General features: G+C 69.9%; 16 protein-coding genes. 10 read left to right on the plus strand and 6 right to left on the minus strand.

Translation table 11 applies throughout. From position 1 onward, the window contains the following. The first annotated feature begins 111 nt into the window (after positions 1-111). On the plus strand, positions 112-441 hold the full coding sequence (locus OF380_RS14130) for a hypothetical protein (RefSeq protein ID WP_264045063.1): 330 nt from the start codon (positions 112-114) through the stop codon (positions 439-441). Positions 442-494: 53 nt separating this feature from the next. On the opposite strand, the gene OF380_RS14135 is transcribed toward OF380_RS14130, so the two are convergent. Beyond that, the gene (locus tag OF380_RS14135) at positions 495-881 is read right to left on the minus strand and encodes a ribosomal maturation YjgA family protein (protein ID WP_404810457.1); all 387 of its coding nucleotides are present in this window, start codon (positions 879-881) and stop codon (positions 495-497) included. A 108-nt stretch (positions 882-989) separates the two neighbouring features. Between OF380_RS14135 and prfB the strand changes: the two genes are divergently transcribed. Then, positions 990-2118 (plus strand): peptide chain release factor 2 gene (gene prfB, locus OF380_RS14140; protein WP_264045066.1). Its coding sequence is split into 2 segments (ribosomal slippage): positions 990-1058 and positions 1060-2118, totalling 1128 coding nucleotides; the frame shifts between segments, so codons are not numbered across the junction. A 25-nt stretch (positions 2119-2143) separates the two neighbouring features. Here the strand turns inward: prfB and OF380_RS14145 are convergent. Both OF380_RS14145 and OF380_RS14150 read right to left on the minus strand, forming a co-directional pair. Then, positions 2144-3358: a M23 family metallopeptidase gene (locus OF380_RS14145; RefSeq protein WP_264045069.1), complete on the minus strand. Its 1215-nt coding sequence runs from the start codon at positions 3356-3358 to the stop codon at positions 2144-2146. A gap of 95 nt (positions 3359-3453) precedes the next feature. Further along, positions 3454-3921 (minus strand): peroxiredoxin, encoded by a 468-nt coding sequence (locus tag OF380_RS14150; RefSeq protein ID WP_264051332.1) that lies wholly within the window; start codon positions 3919-3921, stop codon positions 3454-3456. Positions 3922-4078: 157 nt separating this feature from the next. Between OF380_RS14150 and OF380_RS14155 the strand changes: the two genes are divergently transcribed. Further along, entirely contained in the window at positions 4079-7525 is a 3447-nt protein-coding gene (locus OF380_RS14155; RefSeq protein ID WP_264045071.1) for a DUF3971 domain-containing protein, read from the plus strand. 48 nt (positions 7526-7573) lie between these two features. Here OF380_RS14155 and OF380_RS14160 read toward each other — a convergent pair whose 3' ends face one another. Further along, positions 7574-8455, minus strand: a complete 882-nt coding sequence (locus OF380_RS14160; RefSeq protein ID WP_264045072.1) for an aldo/keto reductase family oxidoreductase — start codon at positions 8453-8455, stop codon at positions 7574-7576. A gap of 96 nt (positions 8456-8551) precedes the next feature. On the opposite strand from OF380_RS14160, the gene OF380_RS14165 reads away from it, so the two are divergent. Then, positions 8552-9457: a LysR family transcriptional regulator gene (locus OF380_RS14165; RefSeq protein WP_264045073.1), complete on the plus strand. Its 906-nt coding sequence runs from the start codon at positions 8552-8554 to the stop codon at positions 9455-9457. Positions 9458-9481: 24 nt separating this feature from the next. Here OF380_RS14165 and tyrS read toward each other — a convergent pair whose 3' ends face one another. Then, positions 9482-10765 (minus strand): tyrosine--tRNA ligase, encoded by a 1284-nt coding sequence (gene tyrS / locus OF380_RS14170; RefSeq protein ID WP_264045075.1) that lies wholly within the window; start codon positions 10763-10765, stop codon positions 9482-9484. Between the two features lie 134 nt (positions 10766-10899). On the opposite strand from tyrS, the gene OF380_RS14175 reads away from it, so the two are divergent. The 3 genes from OF380_RS14175 (at position 10900) to ribB (ending at position 14363) form a co-directional block, all read left to right on the plus strand. Continuing rightward, the gene (locus OF380_RS14175) at positions 10900-12039 is read left to right on the plus strand and encodes an anhydro-N-acetylmuramic acid kinase (RefSeq protein WP_264045077.1); all 1140 of its coding nucleotides are present in this window, start codon (positions 10900-10902) and stop codon (positions 12037-12039) included. A gap of 94 nt (positions 12040-12133) precedes the next feature. Beyond that, a complete protein-coding gene (gene aroC, locus OF380_RS14180; RefSeq protein WP_264045078.1) occupies positions 12134-13237 on the plus strand; it encodes a chorismate synthase in 1104 nt (367 codons plus the stop codon). 49 nt (positions 13238-13286) lie between these two features. Further along, positions 13287-14363, plus strand: a complete 1077-nt coding sequence (gene ribB / locus OF380_RS14185; RefSeq protein WP_264045080.1) for a 3,4-dihydroxy-2-butanone-4-phosphate synthase — start codon at positions 13287-13289, stop codon at positions 14361-14363. Positions 14364-14518: 155 nt separating this feature from the next. On the opposite strand, the gene OF380_RS14190 is transcribed toward ribB, so the two are convergent. After that, positions 14519-15448 (minus strand): histone deacetylase family protein, encoded by a 930-nt coding sequence (locus OF380_RS14190; RefSeq protein WP_264045082.1) that lies wholly within the window; start codon positions 15446-15448, stop codon positions 14519-14521. Between the two features lie 322 nt (positions 15449-15770). Between OF380_RS14190 and panD the strand changes: the two genes are divergently transcribed. The 3 genes from panD to OF380_RS14205 all read left to right on the plus strand — a co-directional run bounded on the left by panD (position 15771) and on the right by OF380_RS14205 (position 19034). Further along, positions 15771-16193 carry an aspartate 1-decarboxylase gene (gene panD, locus OF380_RS14195; RefSeq protein WP_264045084.1) on the plus strand — a complete coding sequence of 141 codons (423 nt, stop codon included), beginning with the start codon at positions 15771-15773 and terminating at the stop codon, positions 16191-16193. Positions 16194-16377: 184 nt separating this feature from the next. Next, entirely contained in the window at positions 16378-16812 is a 435-nt protein-coding gene (locus OF380_RS14200; protein ID WP_264045086.1) for a hypothetical protein, read from the plus strand. Positions 16813-17030: 218 nt separating this feature from the next. Continuing rightward, positions 17031-19034, plus strand: a complete 2004-nt coding sequence (locus OF380_RS14205; RefSeq protein WP_264045088.1) for an acetyl-CoA carboxylase biotin carboxylase subunit — start codon at positions 17031-17033, stop codon at positions 19032-19034. Position 19035: the final 1 nt, after the last annotated feature.

A 19035-nucleotide genomic window follows, 5' to 3' on the forward strand; every position in this document is an offset into this window, starting at 1 on the left:
CGATTCCTCGCGGATCGCGGCGTCCCGGACACGGACACCGCGACCGCGTTCGGCCAGAGTGGCGCTGTGGGCGCGTCACCATCGGTCCAGGCTGCCCGCCGGAGTTCCTTCGTGCTGCTGATCATGCGAACCGTCCTCGCCACCGGCCTGATCGGGCTCGGTCTCACCTGCGCAGCCAGCGCGCAGACGGTCTATCTGGGCGCCAACGGGCCCGTGGTGCTGCCGACGAGCCCCAGCAGCGGCCGTCCGATTCCGGATGACCCGCGCGCCGTACCCGTCCCCCACGTGATGAACGGCGGCGGCTTCGGCCTGACCGGAACCGACTATTACAGCGACGGGATCAGCGAGGGGCCCCTGAACAAGCGTCACCGCTCCCGCGAGTTCGTTCTCGCCCCCGCCCGGATCGGGCCTCAGGACTACGTGCGCCCCGCGATTCGATAGGACGGGACCTCTCCGGCCCCGGACATGGTGCCGTGCGATTGGGTCAGGCCGGATCAGGCGGGTCCACGGCGCCGGTCGAGCAGCCCGGCCGATCCGATCCCGGCCGCGTAGGCGACGAGGTTCCAGAGCGAGAACACCCGCCCGAGCAGGAGCTTGCCGGCCAGCGTCAGCCGGAATGCGTCGAGGGCGGGCATGTGCACCAGCCGGAAGAACTCCACCGCGACGGCAATGGCCGCCGCGAGCGCGAGGATGCGTCGGCGCGGCACCGGCAGAACCAGCCCGACGAGGCCGTAGACCATCGCCCCCCACAGGACCGAGCCGCCCCACTTCGTCACGGCCCCCGGCAGTCCGAGGGGGAGCAGGCGCAGGGACAGGCCCGCGGCGATGACGAGGACGGTCATCGCGGCGAGCCTCGCCCGTGGCGATGGGAGAGCGGTCACGGCGTGGGCATCCTCGCGGGGCGATACGGCCCCCGGGCGTTTACACCACCCCGGCGCCCCGGTATCACCCCGTCCCACACACCCCCGCACACGAGCCCGAAACACCAGATGCGCGCCGAGATCGAACAACTCTCGGATGCCGCCAAGCAGTCGATCGGACTGCTGAGGAGGCATCTTTGACTGGGATACCGTCGAGAAACGCCTCGCGGAGCTGAACGCGGCTTCCGAGAACCCCGAACTCTGGAACGACGCCGAGGCGGCCCAGAAGGTCATGCGCGAGCGCACGCAGCTCGATGACGCGGTGAGCGCGATCAAGAAGCTGTCCCAGGACCTTGAGGACGCCCACACGCTGATTGAACTCGGTGAGATGGAGGGCGACGAGGCCACCATCCAGGAGGGCGAGGCCGGCGTGCGCGCCGTCGAGAAGGAGGCCGCGCGCCGTCAGATCGAGACCCTGCTGTCCGGAGAGGCCGACGGCTTCGACACCTATCTCGAAGTGCATTCGGGCGCCGGCGGCACCGAGAGCCAGGACTGGGCCAACATGCTCCAGCGCATGTACGGCCGCTGGGCCGAGCGCCGGAAGTACAAGGTCGAGATCGTCGAGTGGTCGGACGGCGACGAGGCCGGGATCAAGGGCGCCACGCTCCTGATCAAGGGCCACAACGCCTATGGCTGGCTCAAGACCGAGTCGGGCGTGCACCGGCTCGTGCGCATCTCGCCCTACGATTCGAGCGCGCGCCGGCACACCAGCTTCGCCAGCGTCTGGGTCTACCCGGTCATCGACGACCGGATCGAGATCGAGATCAAGGAATCCGACTGCCGGATCGACACCTACCGCTCGTCGGGCGCCGGCGGCCAGCACGTGAACACCACCGATTCGGCGGTGCGCATCACGCACATCCCGACGGGCATCGTCGTGGCCTGCCAGCAGGAGCGTTCGCAGCACAAGAACCGGGCGACCGCCTGGAACATGCTGCGGGCCCGCATGTACGAGGCCGAGCTGAAGAAGCGGGAGGAGAAGGCGAGCGCCGAGGCCGCCGCGAAGACCGATATCGGCTGGGGCCACCAGATCCGCAGCTACGTGCTGCAGCCCTACCAGCTGGTGAAGGACCTGCGCACCGGGACCCAGTCCACCGATCCGGATGCAGTGCTCGACGGCTCTCTCGACCCGTTCATGGAAGCCTCGCTCGCCCAGCGCGTCTATGGCGGCGCCGACGTGGTCGAGGACATCGAGTAGCCGGACCGGCGAGGGGCCGGCGCGCTCAGAGCGCGTCGGCGACCCGCAGGAAGCGCTGCGGATCGACGGGCTCGCCGTCGATCCGGGTCTCGTAATGCAGGTGGCTGCCCGTGGAGCGGCCCGTCGATCCGACGCGGCCGACGATGGCGCCCGCTTCGAGCCACTGGCCCGGGCCGACCTCGAGGGCCGAGAGATGGGCGTAGCGGGTGGTGAGCCCGTGGCCATGATCGACCTCGACCATGTTGCCGTAGCCGCCGCTGTATTCCGCCATGGTGACTCGGCCGGCGGCGGTGGCGCGGGCGGGTTCGCCCGTCTCCGCCCGCATGTCCAGGCCGGTATGCAGGGCATAGCCCCGCGTGAACGGATCGAGGCGGGCACCGAATTGGCTCGACAGGCTGAGCTCTCCGGTGAGTGGACGCCGCACCGGCAGCCGCTCGGCGATCCGGCGCAGGCGTGCCTCATCGGCGAGCGAGCGCTGCGTCTGCAGCAGGGACACGCCGAAGGCGTCGGTGCTCAGGGGAACGAGGGGGCCGCCGATACCGGGGGCCGGCCCGCGTTCGAAGCGGGCCGTGTCGAGGCCGAGGCGGCCGACGAGGTCGCGCAGGCGCTGTGCGCCCCGGCCCGCCCGCGCGCCGATGCCGTCGAGGAGGCGGGTCTGGGCCTGCGCGAAGCCATCGAGCCGTCGGTCAAGCGTCGCCATCCGGAGCTCCACGAGGCGGGACGATTGCCGTCCGGGTAGCGCCTCGTCGCGGGTGCGCAACTCCAGGGCGTCCGGCGTCGGGAACGGCTTGGCCCCGGGGGGGCGAGGCAGCGGCTCAGTTGCGGCGGGCTCGTCCGGGGGAGGGGCCTGCGGTGCCGCGCCGGCCTCGCCGGTCAGCGTCGCGAGGAGCGCCTGGCGGGTCTCCATCCCGGCCTGGCGCCGGGCGAGGTCGGCCAGGCGCTGGGCGATGCCGTCCCGGGCCACGGCCTGTTCCATCGTGACGCGGTCGAGCTGGAGCCGCAGGGCACCGATCCGCTCCTCGTAGCCGTACTGGAGCGCGCTCTGCTGCGAGACGAACCGGGCGAGCATCTCGTCGTGGAAGACGAGGTAGTAGGTCGCCCCGCCGGCCCAGACCGTGCTCACGGCAAGCGCCCCCGCCAGCAGGCGCAGGCGCAGGCCCGACACGGCGGTGACGGAGGCACGAACCGCCTTGGCTTGCGGCCGGGGAGCCTTGGGCTGGGGACGTGGGGCTGATGGCATGGGACGCGTGACCTGATCCACCACGTCCGCTTACCCGAAACACGGTTAACGATCCGCGAAGCCCGGCGTTTCGGATCCGTCCCCGAGGGGCGCCCTCAGGCGAGGGCGCGGGCGGCGGCCAGGACCTCCTCCGCATGTCCGGGTACCTTGACCTTCGGCCAGGCCCGGGCGACGCGTCCCTCCCGATCGAGGAGAAGCGTGGTCCGCTCCACGCCCATGTACTTGCGGCCGTACATGCTCTTCTCGACCCAGACGCCGTAGGCCTCCAGCATCGCCTTGCCCTCGTCGGAGGCGAGCGGGAAGGTCAGGCCGTATTTCGCGCGGAACTTGTCGTGGCTCTTCACGGAATCGGGGGAGACCCCGATCACGATGGTGTCAGCCGCCGCGAAGTCCTGTCCTATGGCGTTGAAGCCCTGGGCCTCCAGGGTACAACCGCTCGTGTCGTCCTTGGGATAGAAGTAGAGCACGGCCTTGCGCCCCTTGAGGTCGCCGAGGCTGATCGTTTCCCCGCCGGCGCCCGCCAGGGCGAAGTCGGGCGCCAGATCTCCGGTATCGAGGGGCATCATGCCTTCCTTTCGGCCGATTGATGGTGTGTCACCAGGGTTGCGCCGAGGCGAGGCCGACGATTCCGCACGAAGGGAACGGTCTTGAAAGCTGAAACCCGTAGGACAGCCGCTCGATAGCCCGAGGGGACGTTCCGATCCAGCGGCACAAGGATTGATGGACCAGGATTCGGCCACAGGCTCCCGATCCGTGCGGCCGGCCCGCCGGCGGCGATCGCTCTGGCTCGCCGCGACCGTCGTGCTCGTCCTCATCCTGGCCGTCGGCGGTGTCATCGCGCGCCTCTGCGCCGGTCCGATGCGGATCGAGGGCATGTCCGAGCGGGTGGCCTCGGCCATCGCCGGCAGCATCGGGCCGGGCTGGCTCGTCGCCCTGAGCGACAGCGCCCTCGAGATCGATGCGGAGTACGCCCTGTCGCTGCGGGTCGCCGGGCTCGACATCCACAATCCGGAGGGGGCGCTCGTGTTGCGCGCGCCGCAGGCCGTGGTCAGCCTCGATACCTGGAGCCTGCTCCGGCTCTCCGTCCTGCCCCGGGCCATCGAGTTCCGCGACCTGCAGATGACCGCCCTGGTCCATCGGGACGGCAGCATCGCGTTCGCCGCCTCCGACGGGAACCAGGCGGGCGCCGTCGAGCCCCAGACCCTTCCGAGCGTGGACGCCGCCCTGGGGCGGGTCTCGCCGATCTCCGCCACCGTCGCGTCGATCTTCGGCGTCGTGCTCGATTCCGCCGGCGTCGTCGGGGCCCTGGACCGGGCCCGCATCACCAACGGACGCCTCACCCTGATCGACGACGATGCCCGCCAGCGCGCGGTGTTCGAACACGTCAACGGCCTGTTCCGGCGCGATGCCGTCCGGGATGCCCGGGTGTTCGAACTGCGGATCGCCGGGCCGCACGGCGAGTGGCGCTTCGGCGGCGACCTGCACGAGGCCGGGGGAACCCGGCGCACGGGAACGATCACCCTCGACGACCTGCCGATCAGCGACCTGCTCCTGCTCTCCGGACAGTCCAAGCTGCCGATCGAGACCGACCTGAAGCTTTCGGCCAAGGCGGATGTGGCCATCGATGCCGGCCGCATCGAGACGATGACGTCTGAGATCCGCACCGGCGGCGGCAACGTCCTGGTGGAGGAGAAGGACTTCAACCCCGTCACCATCGACAGCCTCAGCGCCCAGGTGAGTTGGGACGAGGGCGCGCGCGCCATGAAGCTCGACGCCCTCGATTATCGCGGCGCCGGTAACGCGGTCCACCTCACCGGAGCCTGGACCGCCGCCCCGCCGGGGGCCGACACCGCCTGGACCCTCGCGCTCGCGGGACGGGACGCGGTGCTGCGCGGCGCCAATCCCGCCGACAAGCCCGTCGCCATCGATTCGATCGCGACCCACCTCACCGGCAAGGCCGGGGGCGTCGTGATCGACGACTTCACCGTCAAGGCGGGCACCGCCAATGGACGGATTACCGGGACGATCGGGACGGCGGCCGACGACGACGGCCTGACCCTGCGCATCGTCGCGTCCGACACCGAGGGGCGCATGGCCCTGCGCCTGTGGCCGGAACACGTGGCGCCGCCGGCCCGCAACTACCTCGTGGACAACCTGCGCGGCGGCCGGGTAAATACCGTCGACATCACCGTGGACATGAGCGGCGCGGAACTGGCCGCCGCCACGCGCGGCGAGCCGATGCCCGACAACGCGGTCCATATCGACTTCACGATCTCGGACGCGACCCTGACCGTCACCCCGGACGCGCCGCCGCTGACGCGGGGGCGGCTGATCGGCACGATCACGGGGCAGACGACCAACATCCGCAACGTCACCGCCGACCTGCGCATGCCGGACAACCGGACCCTGGGGATCTCGGACGGGGCCTTCGTCATCTCGAAGATCACCCCCGATTCCGTGACGGCGCAGATCGGGCTGCGCCTCGGCGGCGGCGCCGATGCCCTGGTCTCCTTGCTCCAGACCAAGATGTTCAAGGGCCTGACCGGGATCGACACCGATCCGGCCACCGTGAAGGGCAATGCCGACCTGCGGATCGATTTCCCCCTGGACCTGAAGCACATCCCGGATCTGCCCGACCTGCCGGTGACGATCTCCGGATCGCTGTCGGACATCGCGGTGGACAAGGCCTTCGGCAAGGAGCGCCTCGAGGCCGGCCGCTTCAGCGTCCAGTGCGACCGGGGCGGCACGCTCATCCTGAAGGGCGACGGCCGGGTGATGGGTTCCGCCCTGACCCTGGACCTGCGCCAGCCGCGGGCCGGCGGGGCGGGCGAGGTCAATATCGGTCTCGCCCTCGACGAAACCCTGCGGGCGCGCAAGGGCCTGCCGGTGGCGCCCCAGCTGTCCGGCACGATCCCGGTGAAGATCAACGTGCCGATCGGGCGGTCGGGCGGCGGCAAGCCCCCGATCCGGGTGGAGGCGGATCTCGCCCGCGCGGCGTCCGACGGCCTGATCCCGGGCGTGACGAAGTCTGTCGGGAAGCCCGGGCGCCTGAGCTTCACCCTGATTGAGGGCGCGAATGGCAGCCTGGACCTGCGCGACCTCGCCCTCGATGCCGCCCCCGTGACCGTGCGGGGCAGCGCCAGCCTCAACGGGGACGGAGGCTTCGAGCGGGCGGATCTCAGCACGGTCAAGCTCTCGGCCGGGGACGACATGCGCGTGCAGGTCGACCGCAACGGCAACAGCTACCGCCTGTCGGTGAAGGGGGCGGTCGCCGATGCACGGCCGTTCCTGCGCAACCTCACCGGGCCGGAGCCGAAGGGCGGCCGCGACGCGAGCCCCAAGGACGTCGAGGCCGATGTCAGCCTCGGCATCCTCACGGGCTTCAACGGCGAGGCCCTGACGAATGCGAGCGTGAAGGTCTCGCTGCGCGGGCGCGACATCCGCAGCGGCCGCATCCTCGGCAAGTTCACGGGCGTGCCCTTCAACGCCCAGATCACCCACGGCGAACGCGGGGGGACGAGCATCGCCATCGAGACCCTCGATGCGGGCTCCGCCCTGCGTTTCGCCGACATCTACAAGCGCATGTACGGCGGTAAGCTGATCATGAGCAGCACCCTCAACGATGGCCCGCAGCCGGGCTCCGTCCAGATCCGCAACTTCACCCTGCGCAACGAGCCCGCCCTGTCGAGCATCGTCGCGCAAGGCCCGGCCACCAGCGAGGTTGTGGATGCCCGTGGCCGGAAATACGTGGTGCAGAATGCCGCGACCGACGTGGAGTTCGACCGGCTGCGCGCCATCTTCACCCGGACCGGCAGCCGCATCGACATCAGCGACGCGTCTATCTCGAACCCCGCCATGGGCTTCACGATGACCGGCTTCCTCGATACCGCCAAGGAACGCGCCGACATCAACGGCACCTTCGTGCCCCTCTACGGCCTGAACAACGTGGTCTCGCAACTGCCCATCCTCGGGCAGCTCCTCGGCGGCGGCCGCAACGAGGGCCTGTTCGCCCTGAACTTCCGGGTCGCCGGGCGGCTCTCGAAGCCGGATGTCAGCGTGAACCCGCTCTCGGCCCTCGCCCCGGGCATCCTGCGCAAGCTCTTCAGCGCGGGGGGCGGCAATGACGGCCTGTCGGCCGGTACGCAGCTGAACGAGACCGAGCGCTGAGGGACGCGTCCACCGGGGCGTGCCCGCCCCGGCGGACAATGCGCCGATTCAGCCGGCTGCGGCTGGGCCCCCGATCCGGTCGAGCTCCGCCATCACCGAATCCGACAGGGTCAGGTCGGCGGCGGCGAGATTCTCACGCAGGTGCTCGGGCGAGGACGTGCCGGGGATCAGCAGGATGTTGGGCGACCGGGCGAGCAGCCAGGCGAGCGCCACCTGCATCGGGGTCGCGCCGAGGCGCTCGGCGACTCCGGACAGCGTCGTCGACTGGAGCGGACTGAAGCCCCCGAGGGGGAAGAACGGCACGTAGGCGATGCCGTCCGAGGAGAGGTCGTCGACCAGCGCGTCATCCGCCCGGTGCGCAAGGTTGTAGGCGTTCTGCACGCAGACGATGGGGACGATGGACCGGCCCTCGGCGACCTGCCGGGGCGTGACGTTGCTCAGCCCGATATGCCGCACGAGGCCCTGGCGCTGCAGGTCGGCCAGGACGTGAAGCGGCTCCGCGATGGAGCCTTCGGCGGGGCCGTGCACGTCGAGCATGATGCGCAGGTTGACGACGTCGAGGGCGTCCAGCCCGAGATTCCGCAGGTTGTCGTGCACCGCCCGGGTGAGGTCGTCGGCCGAGAAGGCCGGGTTCCAGGAGGCGTCCGGGCCCCGCCGCGCACCGATCTTGGTGACGATGACGAGATCCTCCGGATAGGGATGCAGCGCCTCCCGGATGATCTGGTTGGTGACGTGCGGCCCGTAGAAGTCACTGGTGTCGATGTGGTTCACGCCGGCGGCGACCGCGTCGCGCAGCACAGTCACGGCCCGGTTCCGATCCTTCGGGGGGCCGAACACCTGCGGCCCGGCGAGTTGCATGGCGCCGTAGCCCAGCCGTTTCACGGTCCGGTCACCGAGCTTGTAGGTACCGGCTTTGTCGAGGTCGATCATCGGGTTTCTCCTCTGCGATGACCACCCTCTAGACTGCTCAGGCCTGCGCGATAATATAGTCTAATCCGCACGGGCTATGCGTGGGAGCGCACAGCGATGACGGAACTCGGGGATCTCGCGGCCTTCGTCGCCGTCGCGGAGGCGGGTGGTTTTCGCGATGGCGCCCGCGCCAGCGGCCTCAGCGCGTCGGGTCTGAGCGAGTCCGTCCGAAGGCTCGAAGCGCGCCTCGGCGTCCGGTTGCTCAACCGAACGACGCGCAGCGTCGTGCCGACCGAAGCCGGGATGCGTCTCCTGGAAAATCTGAAGCCTGCGCTCGGCGCGGTGGAGGCGGCCGTCGACGTGGTCAACGGCTTCCGGGACCGGCCGGCCGGCACCCTCAAGCTCAACGTACCCGTCAGCGCGGCCCGGCTGGTGCTGCCCCGGATCGTGCCGCCGTTCCTGGCGGCCTACCCGGATATCCGGCTCGAAGTGGTGGCCGAGGACAGCTTCGTCGACGTGCTGGCCGCCGGCTGCGATGCCGGCATCCGCTACGACGAGCGCCTCGAACAGGACATGGTGGCGGTCCCGATCGGTCCGCGCGCGCAGCGCTTCGCCACGGTCGCGGCGCGGGCCTATCTCGAAAGGCGCGGTCGCCCGCAGCACCCGCGCGATCTGCTCGCCCACGCCTGCATCGGCGGGCGCTTCGCCAGCGGCGCGACGATGGCGTGGGAATTCGAGCGGGACGGCGAGGTCGTCCGGGTCGACCCCACCGGGCCGCTGATCGTGCGGGTCGGAGCCGCCACCGACCTCGCCGTCGACGCGGCGGTGGCGGGCGTCGGCATCTTCACCCTGTTCGAGGACTGGCTCCAGCCTCACCTCGACAGCGGTGCCCTCGAGCCGGTGCTGGAACCCTGGTGGCCGCGGTTCTCCGGACCGTTCCTGTACTATCCCGGCCGCCGCTACCTGCCGGCCCCGCTGCGCGCCTTCGTCGATTTCGTCGGTCGACAGCGGCGCGCGGGCTGAGGCTGGAAACGCGCCGGGTCCGCCTCAGCCGACCCGGACCAGCACGTGCTTCTTGCGGCCGAAGGAGAGCTTGATGACGCCATCCGCCGTCAGGTCGGCGGTGCGCAGCACCGCGCGCTCGTCCGTCACCGGCACGTCGTTGACGCGCAGGCCGCCACTCTTGACCTGGCGCCGCCCCTCGCTGGTGGAGGGCAGGAGCTTCGAATATTCCGGGCCGAAGGCCGAGAGCACGCCGAGGCCGGCCTCGAGGAGGTCGGCCGAGACCGTGATGCTCGGCAGGTCCTGCGCCACCGTGCCCTCCACGAAGGTCTTTCGCGCGGTCTCGGCGGCAGCGTCCGCCGCCTCGCGGCCGTGCATCAGCGCGGTCGCCTCCGTCGCCAGCACCTTCTTGGCCTCGTTGATCCCGGCGCCCGGCAGCGATTCGAGGCGCGCGATCTCGTCCATCGGCAGCAGGGTGAACAGCTTGAGGAAGCGCCCGACATCGGCGTCCTCGGTGTTGCGCCAGAACTGCCAGTAATCGTACGGGCTCAGCATCCCGGCATCGAGCCAGACCGCGCCGGCGGCGGTCTTGCCCATCTTGGCGCCCGACGCCGTGGTCAGGAGCGGGCAGGTCAGCCCGTAGAGCTGCGGTGTGCCCATACGGCGGCCGAGATCGATGCCGTTGACGATGTTGCCCCACTGGTCCGAGCCGCCCATCTGCAGCACGCAGCCGTACCGGCGGTTCAGCTCGACGAAGTCGTAGGATTGCAGGATCATGTAGTTGAATTCCAGGAACGAGAGTTCCTGGTCGCGCTCGAGGCGCATGCGCACGCTGTCCATCGACATCATGCGGTTGACCGAGAAGTGACGCCCGATGTCGCGCAGCATCTCGATGTAGTTCAGCTTCGTCAGCCACTCGGCGTTGTCGACCATGGTCGCCGCGTTGCCCCCGTCGCCGAACGTCAGGAAGCGCGAAAAGGTCTTCTGGATGCCGGCCTTGTTCTCCTCGATCTGCTCGAGGGTGAGGATTTTTCGGGATTCGTCGCGGCCGGACGGATCGCCGACGCGGGTGGTGCCGCCGCCCATCAGGGTGATCGGGGTGCCGCCGGTGGCCTGGAGCCAGTGCAGCATCATGATCGACAGGAGGTGGCCCACATGCAGCGAAGCGGCGGTGCAGTCGTAGCCGACATAGGCGGTCAGCCGGCCTTCGAGCGCAGCCGCATCGATCCCGGCGAGATCCGAGCCCTGGTGGATGTAGCCGCGCTCGCTCAGCACCTTCAGGAAATCGGATCGCGGCACGAAGGTGGGAGCGGCGGAATCGGTGGACATGCGGGGTTCCGGTCTGATGGGCTCGCCGCGCGGGACGGAGTTGACGCCACGTGATAGCACCGCGCGGGTTTGGCGACGGCTCTTAGCAGGGCTGGCTCAGGAAGGCACGGGCATCAAGGCCCGGGGAGGGCACCATGACGATGATGCGCGCGATCGGGCTGATGAGCGGCACCTCCCTCGACGGTGTCGACGTCGCCCTCATCGAGACGGACGGCGAAACCGTGCGCGTGGTCCAGAGCCATAACGGCTACCTCGAACCCCTCGGGCCGACGGGCTATCGCGGCTATTCCGACGAGGACCGCGCTCTCCTGCGCCAGGCGCTGATCGATTCCGAAGGGGTTACCGCGCGCGAGGACCGGCCGGGCTGCCTCGCCGAGGCGGAGGCCTTCGTCACCGCCGCCCATGCCGAGGCGGTGGAGAGTTTCCTTGCCGATAACGGCCTCACCCCCGCAGACATCGACGTGGTCGGCTTTCACGGCCAGACCGTGGTGCACCGGCCGGACCAGCGCATGAGCGTGCAGATCGGCGACGGGGCCGCCCTGAGTCGCCGCCTCGGCATCGCCGTGGTCTCGGACCTGCGCCACGCCGACGTGCTGGCGGGCGGGCAGGGGGCGCCCCTGGTGCCGGTGTTCCACCAGGCGCTCGCCCGCGCCTCGGGGTTCGAGGGGGCGCTCGGCATCCTCAACATCGGCGGGGTGGCCAATGCCACGATCCTGTCCGCGAACGGCGACGTCATCGCGTTCGATACGGGCCCCGGCAACGCGCTGATCGACGACTGGATGCGCGAGCGCACCGGCCGCCCCCTCGACGATGGCGGGCGCACCGCCGCGCGCGGGCGCCCCGACGAGCCGCTGCTGGCCTGGCTGCTGATCCATCCGTTCTTCGCCCGGCGCCCGCCGAAGTCGCTGGACCGGAACTGGTTCTCGCACAAGCTCGCGGGGCAGCTCTCCACCGAGGACGGCGCCGCGACGCTGACCGCCTTCACCGCCCGCGCGGTGGCGCGCGCCCTGGACCATGCTCCCGAGATCCCGGCCCGCTGGATCGTGGCCGGGGGCGGGGCCCGCAACGGCGAACTCGTGCGCCTCCTGAACTACCACCTGCGCGCCGAGATCACGACGGCGGACGCCATCGGCTGGTCGTCCGCCTACCTGGAGGCCCAGGCTTTCGCGCATCTCGCGGTGCGCTCGCTCAAGGGTCTGCCGATCACCTTCCCGTCGACCACGGGCGTGCGCGCGCCGACGACGGGCGGCGTGCTGGCGCGCCCGGACGCCTGAGGCCCGGCGCGTGTTCTGGCACACGGTCGTCCCCCGACCGGTGCATGGCCCCGCGCTGGCCCTCCGGCCAAACCCGCGCTAGAGCGGGAGCGCCATGTCGCATAATACGTTCGGACACCTGTTTCGCGTCACCACCTTCGGCGAGAGCCACGGGGTCGCCCTCGGCTGCGTGGTCGATGGCTGTCCGCCCGGACTGGCCCTGTCGGCGGAGGACATCCAGGCGGAGCTCGACCGGCGCAAGCCCGGACAGTCGCGCTTCACCACCCAGCGGCGCGAACCGGATCAGGTCCGGATCCTGTCCGGCGTCTTCGCCGACGATCGCACGGGTGGTGTCCAACTCACCACCGGCACGCCGATCGCCCTGGAGATCGAGAACACCGACCAGCGCTCGAAGGATTACTCCGAGATCCGCGACAGCTACCGGCCGGGCCATGCCGATTACGCCTACGACGCCAAGTACGGCATCCGCGATTATCGCGGCGGCGGACGGTCCTCGGCCCGCGAGACCGCCGCGCGAGTCGCCGCCGGTGCCGTCGCCCGCAAGGTGCTGCCGGAAGGCGTCACCATCCGCGCCGCCCTGGTGCAGATGGGACCCCACGCCATCGACCGGTCGCGCTGGGACTGGGAAGCGGTGAACGCCAACCCGTTCTTCTGCCCCGATCCGGAGACCGCGACCTTCTACGAGCAGTACCTCGACGGCATCCGCAAGGACGGTTCGTCGGTGGGTGCGGTGATCGAGGTGGTGGCCGAGGGCGTGCCCCCCGGTCTCGGTGCGCCGATCTACGGCAAGCTCGACGCGGATCTCGCCGCCGCGATGATGTCGATCAACGCCGTCAAGGGCGTCGAGATCGGCGACGGCTTCGCCTCGGCCGCCCTGCGCGGCGAGGAGAACGCCGACGAGATGCGCTCGGGCAACGCCGATGCGCCCACCTTCCTCGCCAACCATGCGGGCGGCGTCCTCGGGGGCATCTCCACGGGCCAGCCGATCATCTGCCGCTTCGCCGTGAAGCCGACCTCGTCGATCCTGACCCCGCGCATGAGCGTGACGCGGGACAACCGCGACGTCGACCTCATCACCAAGGGCCGCCACGACCCCTGCGTCGGCATCCGCGCCGTGCCGGTGGCCGAGGCCATGATGGCGTGCGTGCTGGCCGATCACTATCTGCGCCATCGGGGGCAGGTCGGCGTGCGGGTCTGACCCCCCGACGCCCGCCGCCGTCGATCCGCGAAACGTCAAGAGACAGCCTTTGCCCCACACCCATGTCACGCAGGCCATCGAGGCCTATGCCCGCGGCGAGATCGTCGTCGTCACCGATGACGACGACCGCGAGAACGAGGGCGACCTCGTCGTCGCCGCGTCGCTCTGCACGCCGGAGAAGATGGCCTTCATCATCCGCAACACCTGCGGCATCGTTTGCGCGCCCCTGACCCGCGCCGAGGCGCGGCGCCTGCGCCTCGACCCGATGGTGGCTTCGAACGACGCGCCGCTGGGGACCGCCTTCACCGTGACGGTGGACACCAAGCACGGGCTGACCACCGGCATCTCGGCCGAGCAGCGCTGCAACACGGTTCGCGCGCTCGCCAACGGCAATATGGGCGAGAACGACTTCGTGCGTCCCGGGCACGTCTTCCCGCTCATCGCCAAGGATGGCGGCGTGCTCATGCGCTCGGGCCATACCGAGGCGGCGGTGGATCTCTGCAAGCTCGCGGGCCTGCCCCCGGTGGGCGTGATCTGCGAGCTCGCCAACGACGACGGCACGGTGATGAAGGGGCCGCAGATCACGGCGTTTGCCGAGACCCACAATCTGCGCCGCGTCTCGGTGGCCGACCTCATCGCCTACCGTCAGTCCCGCGAGACCCTGGTGGAGCGGGTCGGCACCTTCCCGGTCAAGACCGAGTTCGGCGAGATGACGGGCTACGCCTACTCGACGCCGTTCGAGACCGTGCAGCAATTCGCCTTCGTCCACGGGCAGATCGGCGACGGCAAGGACGTGCTGGTGCGCCTGCACCGCTCCAACGTGGTCGCCGACGTCATCGAGGGCGGGCGCCAGATCGAAGCGGTGATGCGCCGCTTCGCCAAGGAGGGACGCGGCATCCTCGTCTACCTGCGCGACGGCACCGCCGGCGTGCCCCTCAAGCCCTTCCCGGAGGAGGGCTCGGAGGCCCAGCGCGTCGCGCAGTGGCGCGAGGTGGGGCTCGGCGCCCAGATCCTGCGCGACCTCGGCGTCGCCTCGATCCGCAACCTCGCGACCTCGTCGCGGGCCTATGTGGGCCTGTCGGGATTCGGGATCGAATTTTTGGGCGACGAGCGGCTGGAAGGCTGAGGCGTCACCGTCGCTTCCGGGATCTGCCGGGTTGGCCATCCCGAAGGCACGGAGCGGAAACGACGATGCGCCGCACCGACGAGCGGCGGAGTGCTCGCCCTCACGGTGCCTCCTTACCGTGAGCTTCGTCTGGCTGTGGCAGAGGCGAGGCCTCCTCACCGCCCCATCAGCGCGTCCACATGGGCGGATACGGACAGCCCGAGCCCCTTGAGGCTGTAGCCGCCCTCCAGCACCGAGACGACGCGCCCGCCCGCGTGGCGGTGGGCGAGCTCCATCAGGCGGCGGGTGGCCCAGCCGAAATCGGCCTCGGTGAGGGCGACGTGGCCCAGCGGATCGAGGTGGTGGGCATCGAAGCCCGCCGAGATGATGACGAGGTCTGGCGCGAAAGCGTCGAGCCGCCGCAGGATGCCGGCCTCGAACACCTCGCGAAACGTCGCGCCGTCGTCGCCGGCTCGCAGGGGCACGTTGACGATGGTGTCGTGGTTGCCGCGCTCCGAGGCAGCGCCCGTGCCGGGAAACAGCGGCATCTCGTGGGTCGAGGCGTACATCACGGACTTGTCGTCCCAGAAGATGTCCTGCGTGCCGTTGCCGTGATGGACGTCCCAATCCACGATCGCCACCCGGGTGGCGCCATGGGCCTCGCGGGCGTGGCGGGCTGCGATCGCGGCGTTGTTGAAGACGCAGAACCCCATCGCGGTCATGCGCTCGGCGTGGTGTCCGGGCGGGCGCATGGCCACGAAGGCGTTGGCGCACTCGCCCGCCATCACCGCGTCGACCGCGTGCACCGCCCCGCCGACGCCGCGGAACGCCGCCTCCAGAGTGCCGGGCGACATCAGCGTGTCGCCGTCGATCTGCACGTAGCCCTCGCTCGGCGCCGCCTCGATCAGGGCCTGCACGTAGGGCACGGGGTGGACCAGGGTCGGCACCTCCGGCCCGGCCTTCGGGGCGAGCCCCCGCACGAGGCCGGCGAAGCGCTCGTCCTCCAGGGCCCGCTCGACCGCGCGGATCCGGTCCGCCCGCTCCGGGTGCCCCTCGGGCATCGCGTGATCGAGGGCGGCGGGATGGCTCACGTACAGCGTCGTCACGGTCGTCCCTCCGGCGGTATCGCGATCTGCCCCCGTCGGAAGAACGCGGAGCAGATGTGCCACGTCTGCGCGCGGTCCGCGACGCCGGGATGCCCGCCCGACGCAGGTTGTGCAAGGTTCAGGTCACCAAGCCCTCTTCGGCCCACCCCGTTCCCGCGCCGCTCCGCTTGGCGCGCGGAAGGTGGCGCCCCCGCCACGTCGGCTTGCCTTGCGGATCGTTTGCCCGTGTAGAAGCCGGTTCGACGGCGCGAATCTCTTCGGCCGGCGCAACGGATATCGACGGCCGGCGGAGACGCACCGGCGCAGCCGCACGAGGGATAAGATGCAGAGTTTCGTCCGCGCCAAATTGCATGGCCTCCGGGTGACCGGTGCCGACTTGAACTATCACGGCTCGATCACCCTCGATGCCGACTTCTGCCGGGAGGTCGGGCTCGACCCGCTCGAATTCGTCGAGATCTGGAACAAGATGTCGGGCGCGCGGATCAGCACCTACGTGCTCTACGGCGAGGCCGGCTCGCGCTGCTGCATCCTGAACGGGGCCGCCGCGCGGACCTGTCAGGTCGGCGACGAAGTCATCATCGCCTCCACGACCTACGGCGACATCGCGGACGTCATGGCCCGCAAGCCGAAGGTGCTCATCCTCGGCGCGGACAACACGATCGCCGACCGGGTGACCTACGACGTCTTCCACGACGCGCAGGGGCGTATCGACATGCGAATCCTCGGCCCCGGAACCGAGGACTGAGCGCGCCGCGGTGCCACGGCGACGGTCCCGGGTCATTCTTTCGAAAGGCTCCTTCGTGAGCAGGCTTTAACCTGAACGCGGATTCAGATTTGGCTGTTAACCGCTTGAGCGATGCCGTCCTGCATAGTCAATCTATCGACGGACACATGGACCGGCCAAGACAAAGCCGGGGAGGTATCAAGCAATGATCAACCTTTCGCTTCAGGTTTTCTGTGACCGCATCGTCGCCGCCGGCCGCATCACCGCCGACGATGTCCAGGCGCTCACCCGCCACGTCCTCCCCGAGGGACTGACCAACCGCGACGAAGCCGACATGCTCATCGCCCTCGACCGGGTCGTGGCCGCGACCGATACGGCCTTCGGCGATTACCTCGTCACCGCGGTGGTGGACTTCGCGGTCTGGGGCGAGCGGCCGACCGGCTATATCGATGCCGAGATCGCCCGCTGGCTCGTTGCCTCCCTGCGCAACGGCAGCGGCCCGAGCCGGCTCGCCGTCCGGATCGCCCGCGAGGTCGTCCGCGAGGCCCAGGCCAGCGACGAGGCCCTGATCGCCTTCGCGCTCGACGCCAACCGCCGCATCGAGGTGGTCACTGTGCGGCCGATGCGGCTCGCCGCCTGAGCGCGGGTGTCGCCCGGACCACGGCGACCCTATCGTCCCATCAGGTATACAAAATTCGTTTGTGCAACGCACGCAGTGATCATCGCACTGCACCGGTGAAAACTCCGGAGAGCCTCTGATCCATCAGCTTCCCGTAGCCGCGTAACTGCTTTAACGGGGACGAGCTTAGGCGTTTTCAGGCGCCGGACCCTCCCTGATCGACCAGAGTGCGCGGAAAGATGTTCGAGAAGATCCTGATCGCGAATCGTGGCGAGATCGCCTGTCGCATCATCAAGACCGCCCGCCGCATGGGTATCAAGACGGTGGCGGTCTACTCGGACGCGGACCGCGATGCGGTGCACGTCGCCATGGCCGACGAGGCCGTGCATATCGGTCCGGCCCCGGCGGCGCAGTCCTATCTGCTCGCCGAGAAGATCATCGAGGCCTGCCGGCAGACCGGCGCGCAGGCGGTGCATCCCGGCTACGGCTTCCTGTCCGAGCGCGAATCGTTCCCCCGCGCCCTGGAGGCCGCCGGCATCGTCTTCATCGGCCCGAACCCCGGCGCCATCGCGGCGATGGGCGACAAGATCGAATCGAAGAAGGCGGCCTCGGCCGCCAACGTCTCCACCGTGCCGGGCTTCCTCGGCGTCATCGAGAGCCCCGAGCACGCGGTCACCATCGCGGACGAGATCGGCTATCCGGTGATGATCAAGGCGTCCGCCGGCGGCGGCGGCAAGGGCATGCGCATCGCGCATTCGGCCGGCGAGGTGGCGGAGGGCTTCGCCCGCGCCAAGTCCGAGGCCGCCTCGTCCTTCGGCGACGACCGCGTCTTCGTGGAAAAGTTCATCACCGACCCGCGCCACATCGAGATCCAGGTCATCGGCGACAAGCACGGCAACGTGATCTACCTCGGTGAGCGCGAGTGCTCCATCCAGCGCCGCAACCAGAAGGTCATCGAGGAGGCTCCCTCGCCGCTCCTCGACGAGGCCACCCGCCGGAAGATGGGCGAGCAGGCCGTCGCGCTGGCACGCGCCGTGGCTTACGATTCCGCCGGCACGGTGGAGTTCGTCGCCGGCCAGGACAAGTCGTTCTACTTCCTCGAGATGAACACCCGCCTCCAGGTGGAGCACCCGGTCACCGAGATGATCACGGGGCTCGACCTCGTGGAGCTGATGATCCGGGTCGCGGCCGGCGAAAAGCTGCCGCTGGCCCAGGACGACGTGAAGCTGAACGGCTGGGCCGTCGAGAGCCGCGTCTATGCCGAGGACCCCACCCGCAACTTCCTGCCCTCCATCGGGCGCCTGACCACCTACCGGCCGCCGGCCGAGGGGCAGTTCGGCGGCGCCACCGTGCGCAACGACACCGGCGTGGAGGAGGGCGGCGAGATCGCGATCCACTACGATCCGATGATCGCCAAGCTCGTCACCTGGGCGCCGACCCGGGCCGAGGCCATCGAATCGCAGGGCGAGGCGCTGGACGCCTTCGCCATCGAGGGCATCCGCCACAACATCCCGTTCCTGTCGGCCCTGATGGCGCATCCGCGCTGGCGCTCGGGCAACATCTCCACCGGCTTCATCGCCGAGGAGTTCCCGGATGGGTTCGTGGCCCCGCAGCCGAAGGGCGAGATCGCCCGGCGCATGGCAGCGGCGGCGGCGGCGATCGACCATCAGTTGAACCAGCGCAAGCGCGGCATTTCCGGCCAGATGCGCGACCCTGCCCTGCTGCATTTCGAGCGCGACCGGGTCGTGGTGCTGGCGGGCGAGTCCTATCCGGTCACCGTGGAGGCCGTCGGCGGCACCCTCATCGTGCGGTCCGAGGACGGGAACAGCTGGACGGTCTCTAGCGACTGGCGACCCGGCGAGCCGGTCTGGCAGGGCGAGATCGCCGGCACCCGCGTCGCCATGCAGGTGCGCGGCCTGCTCAACGGCGTCGCCCTCCAGCATGCGGGCGCGGCGGCGGAGGCGCGGGTCTACACGAAGCGCGAGGCGGAACTCGCCGCCCTGATGCCGGTCAAGGAGGATGCCGGCTCCGGCAAGCAGGTGCTCTGCCCGATGCCGGGCCTCGTCAAGGCGATCCTGGTGAAGGAAGGCCAGGAGGTGAAGAACGGCGAGGCGCTGGCCATCGTCGAGGCCATGAAGATGGAGAACGTGCTGCGGGCGGAGCGCGACGCCACGGTCGCCAAGATCGCCGCCAAGGAGGGCGACAGCCTTGCGGTCGACGCGGTGATTCTGGAATTCGCCTGAC

Origin of the sequence: Methylobacterium sp. FF17 (assembly GCF_025813715.1) — a bacterium.
Taxonomy (GTDB): Bacteria; Pseudomonadota; Alphaproteobacteria; order Rhizobiales; family Beijerinckiaceae; genus Methylobacterium; species Methylobacterium flocculans.

Coding starts and splice junctions, on each gene's coding strand:
- OF380_RS14150 (WP_264051332.1), bottom strand. CDS start 3,921: ATGCCCCTCGATACCGGAGATCTGGCGCCCGACTTCGCCCTGGCGGGC.
- OF380_RS14205 (WP_264045088.1), top strand. CDS start 17,031: ATGTTCGAGAAGATCCTGATCGCGAATCGTGGCGAGATCGCCTGTCGC.
- aroC (WP_264045078.1), top strand. CDS start 12,134: ATGTCGCATAATACGTTCGGACACCTGTTTCGCGTCACCACCTTCGGC.
- OF380_RS14165 (WP_264045073.1), top strand. CDS start 8,552: ATGACGGAACTCGGGGATCTCGCGGCCTTCGTCGCCGTCGCGGAGGCG.
- OF380_RS14200 (WP_264045086.1), top strand. CDS start 16,378: ATGATCAACCTTTCGCTTCAGGTTTTCTGTGACCGCATCGTCGCCGCC.
- tyrS (WP_264045075.1), bottom strand. CDS start 10,765: ATGTCCACCGATTCCGCCGCTCCCACCTTCGTGCCGCGATCCGATTTC.
- OF380_RS14175 (WP_264045077.1), top strand. CDS start 10,900: ATGACGATGATGCGCGCGATCGGGCTGATGAGCGGCACCTCCCTCGAC.
- OF380_RS14145 (WP_264045069.1), bottom strand. CDS start 3,358: ATGCCATCAGCCCCACGTCCCCAGCCCAAGGCTCCCCGGCCGCAAGCC.
- OF380_RS14160 (WP_264045072.1), bottom strand. CDS start 8,455: ATGATCGACCTCGACAAAGCCGGTACCTACAAGCTCGGTGACCGGACC.
- OF380_RS14155 (WP_264045071.1), top strand. CDS start 4,079: ATGGACCAGGATTCGGCCACAGGCTCCCGATCCGTGCGGCCGGCCCGC.
- panD (WP_264045084.1), top strand. CDS start 15,771: ATGCAGAGTTTCGTCCGCGCCAAATTGCATGGCCTCCGGGTGACCGGT.